At 54.7% G+C, this 14,128-nt stretch carries 14 protein-coding genes; 10 read left to right on the top strand and 4 right to left on the bottom strand.

Annotation, left to right across the window (positions count from 1 at the left end; all coding sequences use genetic code 11):
- Positions 1–81 precede the first annotated feature (81 nt).
- Positions 82–831 carry an esterase gene (yjfP, locus tag RCF31_RS15230; RefSeq protein ID WP_299458428.1) on the top strand — a complete coding sequence of 250 codons (750 nt, stop codon included), beginning with the start codon at positions 82–84 and terminating at the stop codon, positions 829–831.
- A gap of 48 nt (positions 832–879) precedes the next feature.
- Here yjfP and RCF31_RS15235 read toward each other — a convergent pair whose 3' ends face one another.
- Complete coding sequence (locus RCF31_RS15235) at positions 880–1,086, bottom strand: hypothetical protein (RefSeq protein WP_084877128.1); 207 nt, start codon at positions 1,084–1,086, stop codon at positions 880–882.
- A 388-nt stretch (positions 1,087–1,474) separates the two neighbouring features.
- Here RCF31_RS15235 and rpsF point away from each other — a divergent pair, with 388 nt between their 5' ends.
- The 4 genes from rpsF to rplI are packed head-to-tail and all read left to right on the top strand — an operon-like array spanning position 1,475 to position 2,915.
- Complete coding sequence (rpsF, locus tag RCF31_RS15240) at positions 1,475–1,870, top strand: 30S ribosomal protein S6 (RefSeq protein WP_013510684.1); 396 nt, start codon at positions 1,475–1,477, stop codon at positions 1,868–1,870.
- 6 nt (positions 1,871–1,876) lie between these two features.
- Positions 1,877–2,194, top strand: a complete 318-nt coding sequence (gene priB, locus RCF31_RS15245; RefSeq protein WP_084877125.1) for a primosomal replication protein N — start codon at positions 1,877–1,879, stop codon at positions 2,192–2,194.
- A 4-nt stretch (positions 2,195–2,198) separates the two neighbouring features.
- Entirely contained in the window at positions 2,199–2,426 is a 228-nt protein-coding gene (rpsR, locus tag RCF31_RS15250) for a 30S ribosomal protein S18 (protein WP_000135199.1), read from the top strand.
- A 39-nt stretch (positions 2,427–2,465) separates the two neighbouring features.
- Complete coding sequence (gene rplI / locus RCF31_RS15255) at positions 2,466–2,915, top strand: 50S ribosomal protein L9 (RefSeq protein WP_299458833.1); 450 nt, start codon at positions 2,466–2,468, stop codon at positions 2,913–2,915.
- A 46-nt stretch (positions 2,916–2,961) separates the two neighbouring features.
- Here the strand turns inward: rplI and RCF31_RS15260 are convergent, their stop codons facing one another.
- Positions 2,962–3,603 (bottom strand): OapA family protein, encoded by a 642-nt coding sequence (locus RCF31_RS15260; protein WP_299458834.1) that lies wholly within the window; start codon positions 3,601–3,603, stop codon positions 2,962–2,964.
- A 217-nt stretch (positions 3,604–3,820) separates the two neighbouring features.
- On the opposite strand from RCF31_RS15260, the gene fklB reads away from it, so the two are divergent.
- Together fklB and cysQ are read left to right on the top strand one after the other, a co-directional pair.
- Complete coding sequence (fklB, locus tag RCF31_RS15265) at positions 3,821–4,441, top strand: FKBP-type peptidyl-prolyl cis-trans isomerase (protein ID WP_084877117.1); 621 nt, start codon at positions 3,821–3,823, stop codon at positions 4,439–4,441.
- Between the two features lie 423 nt (positions 4,442–4,864).
- On the top strand, positions 4,865–5,611 hold the full coding sequence (cysQ, locus tag RCF31_RS15270) for a 3'(2'),5'-bisphosphate nucleotidase CysQ (protein WP_416411532.1): 747 nt from the start codon (positions 4,865–4,867) through the stop codon (positions 5,609–5,611).
- Between the two features lie 54 nt (positions 5,612–5,665).
- Here cysQ and RCF31_RS15275 read toward each other — a convergent pair whose 3' ends face one another.
- Positions 5,666–6,220, bottom strand: a complete 555-nt coding sequence (locus tag RCF31_RS15275; protein ID WP_416411533.1) for a YtfJ family protein — start codon at positions 6,218–6,220, stop codon at positions 5,666–5,668.
- Between the two features lie 317 nt (positions 6,221–6,537).
- Here RCF31_RS15275 and RCF31_RS15280 point away from each other — a divergent pair, with 317 nt between their 5' ends.
- Positions 6,538–6,744, top strand: coding sequence for a DUF1107 domain-containing protein (locus tag RCF31_RS15280; protein ID WP_299458841.1), 207 nt, complete (start codon positions 6,538–6,540; stop codon positions 6,742–6,744).
- A gap of 77 nt (positions 6,745–6,821) precedes the next feature.
- On the opposite strand, the gene RCF31_RS15285 is transcribed toward RCF31_RS15280, so the two are convergent.
- Complete coding sequence (locus tag RCF31_RS15285; protein ID WP_299458843.1) at positions 6,822–8,165, bottom strand: hemolysin family protein; 1,344 nt, start codon at positions 8,163–8,165, stop codon at positions 6,822–6,824.
- Between the two features lie 454 nt (positions 8,166–8,619).
- Between RCF31_RS15285 and tamA the strand changes: the two genes are divergently transcribed.
- Both tamA and tamB read left to right on the top strand, forming a co-directional pair.
- On the top strand, positions 8,620–10,359 hold the full coding sequence (gene tamA, locus RCF31_RS15290; RefSeq protein WP_416411534.1) for an autotransporter assembly complex protein TamA: 1,740 nt from the start codon (positions 8,620–8,622) through the stop codon (positions 10,357–10,359).
- On the top strand, positions 10,356–14,126 hold the full coding sequence (gene tamB / locus RCF31_RS15295; RefSeq protein WP_416411535.1) for an autotransporter assembly complex protein TamB: 3,771 nt from the start codon (positions 10,356–10,358) through the stop codon (positions 14,124–14,126). Before tamA ends, tamB begins: the two co-directional genes overlap by 4 nt.
- Positions 14,127–14,128: the final 2 nt, after the last annotated feature.

The raw sequence follows: 14,128 nt of genomic DNA on the forward strand, positions 1-14,128 counted from the left end.
GCGAAAATGTGAAGTAACTCGCGTTTCAGGTCTCAGGGTTTACACTGTGAGCAGGTGATAATCATTCTCAACGGAGGCGACATGATTGAACTGGCAACCGAAACACTGGCAGGGATTCAGTGTATCCATGCGGCACCATCCGGACAGCGCCTGGCGCGTTTACCGACCGTGCTGTTTTATCATGGCTTTACCTCGTCAAAAGAGGTGTACAGCTACTTTGCGGTTGCTCTCGCTCAGGCGGGTTTTCGCGTGGTGATGCCAGATGCGGATATGCATGGCGCCCGCTATAACGGTGATACGGAAACCCGTATGACGCATTTCTGGGAGATCCTCCGAAAAAATATCGACGAAGTACCGCTACTGGAAGCCGCGCTGCGCGCCAATGACTGGATTGCCGATGATCGCTTTGCCGTGGCGGGTGCTTCAATGGGCGGGATGACGGCACTCGGGGCAATGGCGCGTTATCCGCAGATTCACAGCGTCGCCTGCATGATGGGGTCGGGCTATTTTATGCAACTGAGTCACACGCTGTTCCCGCCGCTGGTGGCGCGCACGCCGCAGCAGAAAGAAGCTTTTGCCGCCCGGCTGGCACCGTTAGCCAGTTACGATCCCAGCCAGCAACTGGATAAACTGGCGAACCGTCCGCTGCTGCTGTGGCACGGGGAAGCCGATGAGGTGGTGCCGTTCGCGGAAACGGTGCGGCTGGAGAAAGCGCTGCGTGAAGCGCAGCTGGATGGGCGTGTCACTTACCTGTCGGAAAAGCAGATCGGCCACAAAATCACGCCTTCAGCGCTGGGTGCGCTGGTGAGTTTTTTCAAACATCACCTGTGAAAATAATTCGGGCTGGCAAAAGCTGCCAGCCCGTTACGACATACCGGACTACAGCTGTGACGACAACCGTTCAGCCGCGCTACTGTTGGCCCCGGTGTGGTTATCACTGGGGGCGCCCAGTCGGTTGACGTAGACATAGCCTGATGCCGCTTTGCTGCTGTTACTTCTCATCTGTTGCGCATAGTCAGTTGAGCTGGCAAAAGCGGGTGTAGACAGGAAGAGACCCAGTAAAGTGGCGATGACGATACTTCTCATAATCGACTCCTCACTACAGGGAATTCACTCTCAGACGCCGACGACAAGCTAAACCGTTGCGTCTATAAATAGTTTAGTTCTTCACCACATTGCTGCCAGCCGGTCCTGTTGAACACCTTGTTCAGCTATTTTGATGAAATGCCGCTTAACCTCCTGAATTTTCACCCTTAGCACAAAAGGTGCCATCATCTGGCACGTTGCACGCCATTTGATGAATTGTGCGCTTGAGTTTAGCGGGCAACGTCAGTATGATTACGCGTCAATTTTTCAGCTGCATTCAGAGGTGTGTTTCATTTATTGGATGATTCACAACCTATAACGTTCCTTGCTTCCGTGGGCCGCAGCTGACCCTGACAGGAGGCTGAATAATCCGTAAGGAGCAATTTCGATGCGTCATTACGAAATCGTATTTATGGTCCATCCTGACCAGAGCGAACAGGTTCCGGGCATGATCGAGCGTTACACTGGTGCTATCACTGGTGCACAGGGCACGATCCACCGTCTGGAAGACTGGGGCCGCCGTCAGCTGGCTTACCCGATCAACAAACTGCACAAAGCACACTATGTTCTGCTGAACGTAGAAGCGCCGCAGGAAGTGATTGACGAGCTGGAAACTAACTTCCGCTTCAACGACGCCGTTATCCGCAGCATGGTTATGCGCGTTAAGCACGCGGTAACTGAAGCATCTCCGATGGTTAAAGCGAAAGACGAGCGTCGTGAGCGCCGTGAAGACTTCGCTAACGAAGCGGCAGATGACTCAGATGCTGGGGATTCTGAAGAGTAATCCATAATGACGGCCAATCGACTGCGCCTGTCTGGCACTGTGTGTAAGACGCCGGTTCGAAAAATCAGTCCGTCAGGAATTCCTCACTGCCAGTTCGTGCTTGAGCACCGTTCCATGCAGGAGGAAGCCGGGTTTCACCGGCAAGCCTGGTGTCAGATGCCGGTGATTATCAGCGGCAGCACCCATCAGGTGATTACTCAACATATAACGGTCGGCACGCAACTCACTCTCGAAGGTTTTATTAGCTGCCATCAGGCACGCAATGGCCAGAGTAGAATTGTGTTACATGCCGAGCAGATTGAATTGATAGATTCTGGAGACTAGCCAAATGGCACGTTATTTCCGTCGTCGCAAGTTCTGCCGTTTCACCGCGGAAGGCGTTCAAGAGATCGACTACAAAGATATCGCTACGCTGAAAAACTACATCACTGAAAGCGGTAAGATCGTACCGAGCCGTATCACCGGTACTCGCGCAAAATACCAGCGTCAGCTGGCTCGTGCTATCAAGCGCGCGCGTTACCTGTCTCTGCTGCCGTACACTGATCGTCATCAGTAATCGGTTGCTGTCTAATAACGACTTTAAGAGGATAAGGTAATGCAAGTTATTCTGCTTGATAAAGTAGCAAACCTGGGCAGCCTGGGTGATCAGGTTAACGTTAAAGCGGGTTACGCTCGTAACTTCCTGGTTCCGCAGGGTAAAGCTGTTCCTGCTACCAAGAAAAACGTTGAATATTTCGAAGCGCGCCGCGCTGAACTGGAAGCCAAACTGGCTGACGTTCTGGCAGCTGCTAACGCACGTGCTGAGAAAATCAACGGTCTGGGCAGCGTCACCATCGCGTCTAAATCAGGCGACGAAGGTAAACTGTTCGGTTCCATCGGTACTCGCGACATCGCTGACGCTGTAACTGCAGCTGGCGTTGAAGTGGCTAAGAGCGAAGTTCGTCTGCCGAACGGCGTTCTGCGCACTATCGGTGAGCACGAAGTTGACTTCCAGGTTCACAGCGAAGTATTCGCGAAACTGGTTGTGAATGTAGTTGCTGAGTAATTTTACTCGGTAATGCGAAAAAGCCGGCCTTGTGCCGGCTTTTTTGTTATTGCGCGCGGATAAAGCTGCCGTCAGGCTGACGGGTAAACAGCACCGGGCCGTTGCCGCTATCCACTGTCAATCCCGTCACCACACCCTGCGCATTCTGGCGAATTTTCACCTGCTGACCCGTCTGCAGGGCGCTGAGCGGCTGATCGTTACCTTCCACTCGCGCCATGGCAAACACATCACTCACCGGTAAATTGTTATCACGGAACAGCTGCGCCAGCGTCTGGCCTGACGCCACGGTATAACTGCGCCATTCCCCCTGAGAATCGGGTTTTGGCGTGCTGTTGTTGTCATAGATTTCTGCCTGCATTGGCACTTGTTTGGCTGCATTATCGCTGACCGGGCGCTCCACCGGATACTGAGGGGTACTCGACGGCCACAGGAACGCCAGCAGGATAATCACCAGCGCAATCACGATACCGCGACGATGCAGGGCGGGTAGCGGATCCATCCAGCGTACGTTATCCAGCAGATGCCAGATACGGCCCAGACTGCCGGGAAGTCGGGAAGGGGTAGCAGAAGCCATTCGTGGTTCCTCCTCACTGGTAACCGGGCGTTTGCCTTGCGGCAGCAAGTTCCGCAACCAGGGTAAAGTACGCGGGGTGCGCGTCCTGCGACGTCGTGGGGCGATCTGGCCCATGTATTCTCTCTTATCTCGACGGTGGAAAGGTTTATCCTTCCCTTAAATGTAGTATGGGCAATACCGGCGCGAAGTGCCTGCCAGCATTGAAAATTCTGACCCATACATTGTTTCTCTTTCCCTGAGAAATGTCATCTGCGATGCGCGAGATTTTACGCCAGCGGCCTGCGCTGTTATGCTGCCGTTTCAATTTTTTCTCCGGGATTAAGGAATCAAGATGACGACCCCTTCATTTGACAGCGTCGAAGCACAAGCAAGTTACGGTATTGGTTTACAGGTAGGCCAGCAGCTGCTGGAGTCCGGACTGCAGGGTCTGCAGCCGGAAGCACTGCTCGCGGGCCTGCGCGACGCGCTGGAAGGGAATTCACCGGCAGTTCCGGTTGATGTGGTACATCGTGCGCTGCGCGAAGTGCACGAGCGTGCGGAAGGCGTGCGTCGTGAGCGCGTCCAGGCGATGGCGGCGGAAGGCCAGAAATTCCTGGATCAGAACGCACAGCGTGAAGGCGTGAGCAGCACCGAATCAGGCCTGCAATTCAGCGTCATCAAACAGGGTGATGGGGCTATCCCATCTCGTCAGGACCGTGTACGTGTACACTACACCGGTAAACTGATCGATGGCACCGTGTTTGATAGCTCTGTGGCGCGTGGCGAACCAGCAGAATTCCCGGTTAGCGGCGTTATCGCAGGCTGGATTGAAGCCCTGACCCTGATGCCGGTCGGCTCCAAATGGGAACTGGTGATCCCACACAACATCGCCTACGGCGAGCGTGGTGCTGGCGCATCCATCCCGCCGTTCAGCACGCTGATCTTCGAAGTCGAGCTGCTGGAAATTCTGTAAGCCGCAGTCAGGGCGGCCGTTGCCGCCCTTCATTTCTTCATTCTGCTGTCAATCCACCTGCCAGATACAACCCGGTTTCTCCCATCATAGCGTGGCTGCTCAAATCAGAACGTAGCAATATGGTGATTATTTAAGCACTTTTTGTACGCATTTTCGGCACATAACGCTTTGCTGTTTCCGTGATGTCATCAAAGTGGATCTTTTTCATAGATTGTTGCGATCCCTGCGCATAATCTGTGGAGAAACGCAGCAGATATAACCTCATCTCATACGTGACGGTAGGCGATGAACTATGATATTGATATTAAAATAGATTGCTCTCGCGACTGGCGTGAAGCTCGGAATAAACAGGTCGCCTGCTAAAATAGTTACAGGTTTGCTGTTTGCAGCGAGTAAGCAGAATCAGCAGAAATGAGGTGAAGAATGTTAGAGCAAATTTGCCAGCTGGCCCGTGCCGCAGGTGATGCGATTATGCAGGTGTATGATGGCGCGCAGCCGATGGATATCGAACGTAAGGCGGATGATTCGCCGGTCACGGCTGCCGACCTCGCCGCGCATCAGGTGATTCTTAATGGGCTACAGGCCCTGACACCGGAAGTGCCGGTATTGTCAGAAGAAGATCCTCCGGCCTGGGAAGTCCGTCAGCAGTGGCAGCGCTACTGGCTGGTTGACCCGCTGGATGGCACCAAAGAGTTTATCAAGCGCAACGGTGAATTCACGGTGAATATCGCGCTGATTGAAAAAGGGAAACCGGTTCTGGGCGTGGTTTATGCACCAGCCATTGGCGTGCTTTATTCTGCTGCGGAAGGCAAAGCCTGGAAAGAAGAGGGCGGACATAAAAGCCAGATTCATGTGCGTGATGCGCGTCCGCCGCTGGTGGTCGTGAGTCGTTCGCATTTTGACAAAGATGAAGAGCTGCAAGAGTATCTGCAACAGCTGGGCGAGCATCAGACAACGGCCATCGGCTCCTCATTGAAATTCTGCCTGGTGGCCGAAGGCAAAGCCCAGCTCTATCCACGCTTTGGACCGACCAATATCTGGGATACCGGTGCCGGACATGCAGTGGCGATTGCCGCAGGTGCGCATGTGCATGACTGGCAGGGTAAAACCCTCGACTATGCGCCGCAGGAATCCTTCCTCAATCCAGGCTTCCGTGTCTCCCTGTTTTAGGCATATTCGTAGCGGCGCGATTTATCGCGCGCCCTGGCCCATAAATCCTCGCCGCTACGACAGCAATTGATGCAATAGCGTAATCACCTGCTGCACTTCCTGTTGTGTCAGTGCGCCATCTTTGGCGTATTGCACCCGCCCGTTCTTATCCAGCACCACTATCGCGGAGCCACCTTCCTCCAGCTGCCAGGCTTTGCGCGCGTTGCCGTTGCTATCGACGATAAATTGCGACCACGGATACTGCTGCTTATTGCTTTCGATGCTGCTGCGCACAAACATGCCGGTACCTGGGATAGCATCATCAGTATTGACTACCGTGGTGGTCTGGTAGTGGTCGTGTGGTAATTTGGCGGCTTTAATGGCCTCAATCAATGCCGCATTCATTTCTTTCGCTGAAGAACGCCCGGCGATATGCATGATAACCCGCACTTTTCCCACCAGCTGCGAGCTATTCCACGGACGATAGCTGAACTTGTCCTGAAGATAGATCAGTTCCCCTTTGTCATTCACCCCCACTGCAGGGACGCGTTCGCCTTGTTTGAACAGATGTGCCGCAGCGAGATGGGGCAGAAGTAGTGCCAGTGCTAACACCATGTGTGGCAATCGCATAAAAGTGGCTCCTTGGTGATCCGACCAGTTGGTCATGTTCCTGCAATATTAAGCGTGGATGATGCGCCCTGTCGCGACGAGTTAACAGCTTTGCAACCGACGCCACAATTCCTTAATCACTGAAGGTTTATACTGGATTCTGTGACCTCGGTAACAGAGTGTTCTGTAATGATGTGTCAATTCAGTAAAAAATTCATTTTTTCGGAACATCCGCAGCGCAGGATGTTCTATAGTTTAGGCCTCATTTGCGCTTCATGGGCTCGTACCGATGTTGGCAACGAAGAAGCGTATTATTTCTGTACAGGAGTTAGAACAACATGAAGATCTTCCAGCGTTATAATCCGCTGCAAATTGCGAAATACGTAAAAACGCTATTTAAAGGAAGGTTGTATATCAAGGACGTTGGCGCATTCGAATTCGATAAAGGGAAGGTGCTTATCCCGCGCGTCAAAGACGTACAACATCTGAGCGTGATGTCGGAAATCAATCGCCAGGTGATACGGCTGCAAGCCGAGTACAACTAAGCAGAAGAAAGGGCGCCGATGGCGCCCTGGAGCGGCGCGATTTATCGCGCCTTTGTTTTTTATAGCATCCGGACCCGCTACGATGAGGGGGTTTCTGCATCAGCCGCCGCGTTTTTAGCGACATTCAGCACTGGCGGGCGCTCATCGATACGCGTGACCAGCAGCTGGTCGATGCGATAGCTATCAATATCCACCACTTCAAACTTATACCCGGCAAACTTCACGAAATCGGTACGTTTCGGGATCTTACGCAGCATATACATCATAAAGCCGCCGATGGTTTCATAGTTACCTGACTGCGGAAACTCATCGATATGCAGCACGCGCATCACGTCATCGATAGGGGTGCCGCCCTCCACCAGCCATGAATTCTCATCACGCGCCACAATCTGTTCTTCCAGCCCCTGGCCGACCAGGTCACCCATCAGTGTGGTCATCACATCATTCAGGGTAATAATGCCTACTACCAGCGCGTATTCATTCATGATCACCGCGAAGTCTTCACCCGCAGTTTTGAAACTTTCCAGCGCTTCAGACAGCGTCAGCGTATCGGGCACAATCAGCGCGGAGCGGATCTGCACGCCGCTATTCAACGCCATGCTTTGATTGCCCAGTACGCGCAACAGCAGCTCTTTGGAATCGACGTAGCCGACGATATGGTCGATATCGCCATCGCAGACGAGGAATTTGGAGTGAGGATGTTCGGCAATTTTCGTTTTGAGGCTGCCTTCATCTTCATGCAAATCAAACCAGATAATATTTTCGCGCGATGTCATTGAAGACGGCACGGTGCGTGATTCCAGCTCAAACACGTTTTCAATCAGCTCATGTTCCTGCTTACGCAGCACCCCGGCCAGCGCGCCTGCTTCCACCACCGCGTAGATATCATCGGAGGTGATGTCATCTTTACGCACCATTGGCAGTTTAAAAATGCGAAAGAAGACGTTAGCCAGGCCGTTAAACAGCCACACCAGCGGACGGAACACCAGCAGGCAGAAACGCATCGGATTGATAATACGCAGCGCAATGGTTTCCGGCGCGATCATGCCTACCCGCTTCGGGGTTAAATCAGCAAACAGGATGAACAGGCTGGTGACGACAGTAAAGGAGCAGATGAAGCTCAACTGATCGGCCAGCTCCGGGGACACAAAACGAATGAACAGCGAACGGAAAGCCGGTGAAAACGCCGCATCACCGACGATACCACCGAGGATGGCTACCGCATTAAGGCCGATCTGCACCACGGTGAAGAACATACCTGGCGTCTCCTGCATTTTCAGGACACGCTGTGCGTTGATATTGCCTTCGTCGGCCAGCAGTTTCAGCTTGATCTTGCGGGCAGCAGCCAGCGAGATCTCCGACAGGGAGAAAAACGCACTGATAACAATCAGTAAAAGAATGACAAGTAAGCTATCGAGCATAAAAGATCCGTTGGGTTAATCACTTGTCATTTTTGGCCTGGGCAGCATGGGAATGGGCGTACGTCCGGTACTCACCAGTCAAACAGGGCTATCCGTGCCAAAAATGTCTGCGCCAATTCGACAAGGCAGTTAAGCGTCGGGGCAGAAATGAATGCAGGTGTTGCCTGCAGGACGCTGATTATAGCAGCAGCGCTTATCATGCCGCTAGCGGAGACGTCAGGCGGCTTAAGAATAGTCTGAGTGCGTGCTGGCAAACCGCAGAAGCGCCGCTTCGTTGTTGTATCGCTCCCGTCATTTGCCGACAATAGTGACGATTTGGCTTAATTGCCGCGTTTACACAGCTGTTCGGGGAAAAGAGCGGCTATGCTGATGGGTATGCCTGCGCTGGATTTTACCCGCGAAACAGATACATGCCCCTGCGGAATAGGGGCAGGCATTATTAACAGGAGTAAGCGTGCCACGATTTCATATTTATTGCATAGCCAGCCTGCTGCTGGTGGCACCCGCCCTTGAGGCGGCTAAGGTGCGATTGCAGCTGGAAGGTTTATCCGGGGATTTAGAGAAAAACGTCAGGGCGCGTCTCTCCACCATAGGGAGCGACGAGGTTTCTAACGACGGTCGTTTCCGCGCGCGCGTTTCCGTCGCGGTTAAAGAGGGTTTGCGCGCACTCGGTTACTACGAACCGCAGATTGATTTTGAATCGCGTCCGGCACCGCCACAGGGTGGACGTCCGGTATTGATCGCGCGCGTCACGGCAGGAGAGCCGGTAAAGATTGGCGGCAGCACCATCGTGGTAGAGGGTGCGGCGAAAAACGATCCCGATTACAAAGCCTGGGTTAAACAGGGCACGCCGAAGGTGGGCACCCAGCTTAACCACGGTGATTACGACAGATTTAAAAGCGGTTTTTCCAGCCTGGCACTGCGTAATGGTTATTTTGATGGTGACTTTAAGCAGAGCCAGCTTGGTGTATCAGTCGAGCGCCGGGAGGCTTTCTGGGATATCGACTACGACAGCGGCCCGCGCTATCGCTTCGGCGATGTCACTTTCCAGGGCTCGCAGATCCAGGAAGCTTACCTGCGCAATCTGGTGCCGTTCAAAAAGGGTGACCCTTACAGTTCGCGTGACCTGGCGGAACTGAACCGTCGTCTTTCCGCCACCGGCTGGTTCAATTCGGTGGTGGTGGCACCGGACTTTGCCAAAGGGCGTCAGACCAAGGTACTGCCGCTCAACGCGGCCGTGTCCCCGCGGGTAGAAAATACGCTGGAAACCGGTATTGGCTACTCCACCGATGTGGGCCCGCGTCTGAAAGGCACCTGGAAAAAGCCCTGGATCAACGACAGTGGCCACAGCCTGACCACCAGCGCCTACATTTCTGCACCGGAACAGCAGATCGATCTGAGCTACAAAGTCCCGCTGCTGAAAAGCCCGCTGGAACAGTACTATACCTTCTCCGCCGGGGTGAAACGCACCGATCTGAACGACACCAAAGCCGATACGAATACGCTTGGCGTATCGCGTAACTGGGACAGCAGCAGTGGCTGGCAGCGCGCGGTCAACCTGCGCTGGAGCCTCGATCACTTTACCCAGGGCAGCGTCACCAACACCACCATGCTGATTTATCCTGGCGTCAGCCTGAGCCGCACCCGTTCGCGCGGGGGGTTGATGCCCACCTGGGGTGACTCACAGCGCTATTCCGCCGATGTGTCGGATACCACCTGGGGATCGGATGTCGATTTCCTGATCCTGCAGGCGCAAAACGTCTGGATCCGTACGCTGGGTGAGAAAAACCGCTTTGTGATACGCGGCAACCTTGGCTGGATCGAAACCAACGATTTCGACAAAGTGCCACCTGACCTGCGCTTCTTCGCCGGGGGGGACCGCAGTATTCGCGGTTACAAATATCAGGGGATCTCGCCACGCGATGACAATGGCAAGCTGACCGGTGCATCAAAACTGGCGACCGGTTCGCTCGAATATCAGTACAACGTGAGCGGAAAATGGTGGGGAGCGGTATTCATCGACTCCGGTGAAGCGGTTAACGATATTACACAAAGCAACTTCAAAACCGGTGCGGGCTTCGGCGTGCGCTGGGCCTCTCCGGTTGGGCCGATCAAACTCGATATTGCCCGCCCGATTGGTGATAGCGAGGAGCACGGATTGCAATTTTATATCGGACTGGGGCCTGAACTATGAAGCTGTGGAAAAAGGTCCTGATTGGTTTTGGTATTTTTCTGCTGCTGATCTTGGGCAGCGTGGCTTTCCTGATTGGCACCACACCGGGTTTGCATCTGCTATTGAAGGGAGCCGATCGCTGGGTGCCGGGTTTGTCGATCGACAAAGTTGAAGGTGGCTGGCGCGATCTGACGCTGAGCGGCGTGAAGTACACCATGCCGGGAGTTAGCGTCGATGCCGGGCGCTTCCATCTGGCGATCAACCTTAACTGCCTGCTGCATTCGTCAGTGTGCGTCAACGACATTGCGTTGCAGGATGTCAGCGTGGTGGTGGATAGCAAACAAATAGCACCGGCCAGTGCACCACCGCCGGAGCAGGCGAGCGGCAGCACCAATCTCAGCACGCCTTATCCGATCACGCTCAGTAAAGTCGGGCTGCACAACATCAATGTCAAAGTGGATGATACGGCGATTTCGCTGCTCGATTTCACCACCGGTATGCAATGGCAGAACCGCGCCCTGACGCTGACCCCCACCCATATCGAAAGTTTGCTGATTGCGTTGCCAAAAGCGGCCAAAGTGGCGGATGAGCAGGTGGTACAACCGAAAGTGCAGCAGCCTAAACCGGATGAAAAACCGCTGGGTGAGACGTTGCAGGCGATGTTCGCGCAACCGCTGTTACCCGCACTGCCGGACTTCCAGCTGCCACTGGATATCACCGTGCAGGAGCTGACAGGCAAACAGCTGCGCATAACCGGCGATACCGATGTAACCATCAACAGCCTGCTGCTGAAGGCCAGAACCGCTGACCGCCATCTGCAACTGGAAACCTTTGCTGTGGATTCGACGCAGGGGCAACTTAACGCCAGCGGCGATGCCACCCTGGCGGAGAACTGGCCGGTAAACTTTGCCCTTAACGGCGCGGTGAATCTCGACCCGATTAAGGGCGAGAAGATTAAAATGAATCTCAGCGGTGCGCTGCGTGATGAGCTGAAACTGGCGCTCAATTTGTCTGGCCCGGTACAGGCGCAGCTGGATGCTGCGACACAGCCTGCCGTCGCTGGGTTGCCGTTATCGCTCAGGCTTACCAGCCCGGAATTGCGCTGGCCGCTGACCGGTCCGGTGCAGTACCAGGCCGACAACCTGGATTATCAGTTCAAGGGGAAAGCCACCGATTATGTGATGTCGCTGCGTACCGCCGTGAAGGGCGAAGGGGTGCCGCCTGCGGCAATTTCTCTTGATGGTAAAGGGAATGTGCAGCAGTTCAGCCTCGATAAACTGCGCGTGGCGGCGTTGCAGGGCAATATCGACCTGACCGCGCTGGTGGACTGGAGCAAAGCGATTAGTTGGCGCAGTGAACTGACGTTGTCCGGCATCAATACCGCAAAACAATACCCGGACTGGCCGGCGAAGCTGGATGGCAAAATCGCCACGCGCGGCAGCCTGTATGGCGGCAGCTGGCAACTGAGCGTGCCGCAGCTACAGCTGAAAGGGAACGTCAAACAGAACGCGGTCAGCGCTGACGGCTCCCTGACTGGCAATAGCTACAACCAGTGGAAAGTCCCGGGTATCAACCTGGTGCTGGGGCGTAACCATGTAGACGTCAAAGGCGAACTGGGCGATGCGCTGAATCTGGATGCCAGCATTGATGCTCCGCATCTCGACAACGCGTTGCCAGGACTGGGTGGGGTGGCGAAAGGCACCATCAAGGCTCGCGGGACGCTACAGGCTCCGCAACTGCTGGCCGATCTCACTGCCACAGGCCTGCGCTGGCAGCAGCTGCAAATTGCGCGCGTGCTGCTGCAGGGGGATGTGAAATCCAGTGACCAGATTGCGGGTAAATTGCAGTTGCGGGTGGAGCAGCTAAAACAGGATGCGCTGGCGATTAAATTGCTGACGCTCAATGCCGACGGCAACGAGAAGCAGCATCAGCTAAAACTTGAGGTGCAGGGCGAGCCGGTCTCCGGTCACCTGGCGCTGAACGGCAGCTTTGATCGCAAAACCCAACACTGGCAGGGCACGCTGAATAATACCCGCTTCGATACGCCGGTGGGCGAGTGGCGTCTGACGCGTGCCATGGCGATTGACTATCTCAACAGCAAGCAGAGCGCGACTATTGGGCCACACTGCTGGCAGAACCCGAACGCGCAACTGTGTGTGCCGGAACCGATTGAAGCGGGAGCCAGCGGCCATGCGCATGTGGTGCTCAGCCGCTTTGATTTAGCCATGCTCAAACCGTTCCTGACCGATGAAACCAAACTGGCAGGGGTGTTCAGCGGTGATGCCCGGGTTAACTGGACTTCTGACGGCGCGTTGCCGACCGGTACCGTCTCGCTGAAAGGCAACGGCGTAAAAGTGGAGCAGGATGTGCAGGGCAACACCTTGCCCATCGCCTTCGACACCCTGAACCTGAATGCCGCGCTGCGTAATGGCCGCGCCCAGCTCGACTGGCTGATACACATCGCCAACAATGGACAGCTGAGCGGTGACGTACAAATTGCCGATCCGCAGCATCGTCGTCAGCTGTCGGGTAACGTTAATATCAGCAATATTTCGCTGGCGATGTTCAACCCGGCATTGATGCAGGGCGAGAAAATCAAAGGCAATCTCAACAGCGCCCTGCGCCTCGGCGGTAATTTGCAACAGCCGCAGGTATTCGGCCAGCTGGGACTGAGCGGCGTGAATGTGGAAGCCAGCTTTATGCCGGTTGCCCTCACTGCCGCCAATCTCAACATGGTGTTTAACGGCATGAGTTCTACCCTTAATGGGTTGATTCAGACCGCACAGGGCAACATCAATCTCAACGGGAACGCCGACTGGAGCCAGCTGAATAACTGGCGGGCGCGCATTGCTGCGCAGGGAAGCCGGGTACGTGTCACCGTGCCGCCGATGGTGCGTATGGACGTGTCGCCAGATCTGGTGTTTGAAGCGACCCCCGCCGCCTTCAATCTTGATGGCCGGGTGGATATCCCGTGGGCGCGCATCACGGTGCAGGAAGTACCGGCCAGCGCGACTGGCGTGTCGTCGGATGAGGTGATGCTGGACCAGAACCTGAAGCCGATTCAGCCGAAAACCACGGCGATCCCGATCAACAGCAATCTGGTCATTCACGTCGGCAACGATGTGCGCCTGTCTGCCTTTGGTCTGAAAGCGAAGCTGAACGGTGATCTGAAGCTGGTGCAGGATAGAACCGGTCTCGGCTTAAACGGCCAGATTAATATCCCGGATGGTCGTTTCCATGCTTATGGTCAGGATCTGATTGTGCGCAAAGGTGAACTGCAATTTGCCGGACCGCCGGATCAGCCCTATCTTAACCTGGAAGCCATCCGTAACCCCGACTCCACTGAGGATGACGTCACCGCAGGTATCCGCGTCACCGGGTTAGCTGATGAGCCGAAAGTCGAAATCTTCTCCGACCCGACGATGTCGCAGCAGGAGGCGTTGTCTTATCTGTTGCGCGGCCAGGGACTCGATGCCAATGGCGACAGTAACGCATTAACTTCAGCGTTAATTGGTCTGGGGGTTGCACAAAGTGGGCAGGTTATGGGTAAAATCGGCGAGACGTTCGGCGTCAGTAACCTTGCGCTTGATACCACCGGGGTTGGCGACAGCCAACAGGTGCAGGTGAGTGGTTATGTGCTACCGGGTCTGCAAGTAAAATACGGTGTTGGCATATTTGATTCACTGGCGACCTTAACCTTGCGTTATCGCCTGATGCCCAAACTTTATTTGGAAGCTGTGTCTGGTGTTGATCAGGCACTGGATTTGCTCTATCAGTTTGAGTTTTAGCA

The organism is Pantoea sp. App145 (genome assembly GCF_047947045.1).
Classification (GTDB): domain Bacteria; phylum Pseudomonadota; class Gammaproteobacteria; order Enterobacterales; family Enterobacteriaceae; genus Pantoea.

Excerpts from the sequence above, each read along its gene's own strand:
- yjfP (WP_299458428.1), top strand. The coding sequence starts at position 82 with ATGATTGAACTGGCAACCGAAACACTGGCAGGGATTCAGTGTATCCAT.
- RCF31_RS15235 (WP_084877128.1), bottom strand. The coding sequence starts at position 1,086 with ATGAGAAGTATCGTCATCGCCACTTTACTGGGTCTCTTCCTGTCTACA.
- rpsF (WP_013510684.1), top strand. The coding sequence starts at position 1,475 with ATGCGTCATTACGAAATCGTATTTATGGTCCATCCTGACCAGAGCGAA.
- priB (WP_084877125.1), top strand. The coding sequence starts at position 1,877 with ATGACGGCCAATCGACTGCGCCTGTCTGGCACTGTGTGTAAGACGCCG.
- rpsR (WP_000135199.1), top strand. The coding sequence starts at position 2,199 with ATGGCACGTTATTTCCGTCGTCGCAAGTTCTGCCGTTTCACCGCGGAA.
- rplI (WP_299458833.1), top strand. The coding sequence starts at position 2,466 with ATGCAAGTTATTCTGCTTGATAAAGTAGCAAACCTGGGCAGCCTGGGT.
- RCF31_RS15260 (WP_299458834.1), bottom strand. The coding sequence starts at position 3,603 with ATGGGCCAGATCGCCCCACGACGTCGCAGGACGCGCACCCCGCGTACT.
- fklB (WP_084877117.1), top strand. The coding sequence starts at position 3,821 with ATGACGACCCCTTCATTTGACAGCGTCGAAGCACAAGCAAGTTACGGT.
- cysQ (WP_416411532.1), top strand. The coding sequence starts at position 4,865 with ATGTTAGAGCAAATTTGCCAGCTGGCCCGTGCCGCAGGTGATGCGATT.
- RCF31_RS15275 (WP_416411533.1), bottom strand. The coding sequence starts at position 6,220 with ATGCGATTGCCACACATGGTGTTAGCACTGGCACTACTTCTGCCCCAT.
- RCF31_RS15280 (WP_299458841.1), top strand. The coding sequence starts at position 6,538 with ATGAAGATCTTCCAGCGTTATAATCCGCTGCAAATTGCGAAATACGTA.
- RCF31_RS15285 (WP_299458843.1), bottom strand. The coding sequence starts at position 8,165 with ATGCTCGATAGCTTACTTGTCATTCTTTTACTGATTGTTATCAGTGCG.
- tamB (WP_416411535.1), top strand. The coding sequence starts at position 10,356 with ATGAAGCTGTGGAAAAAGGTCCTGATTGGTTTTGGTATTTTTCTGCTG.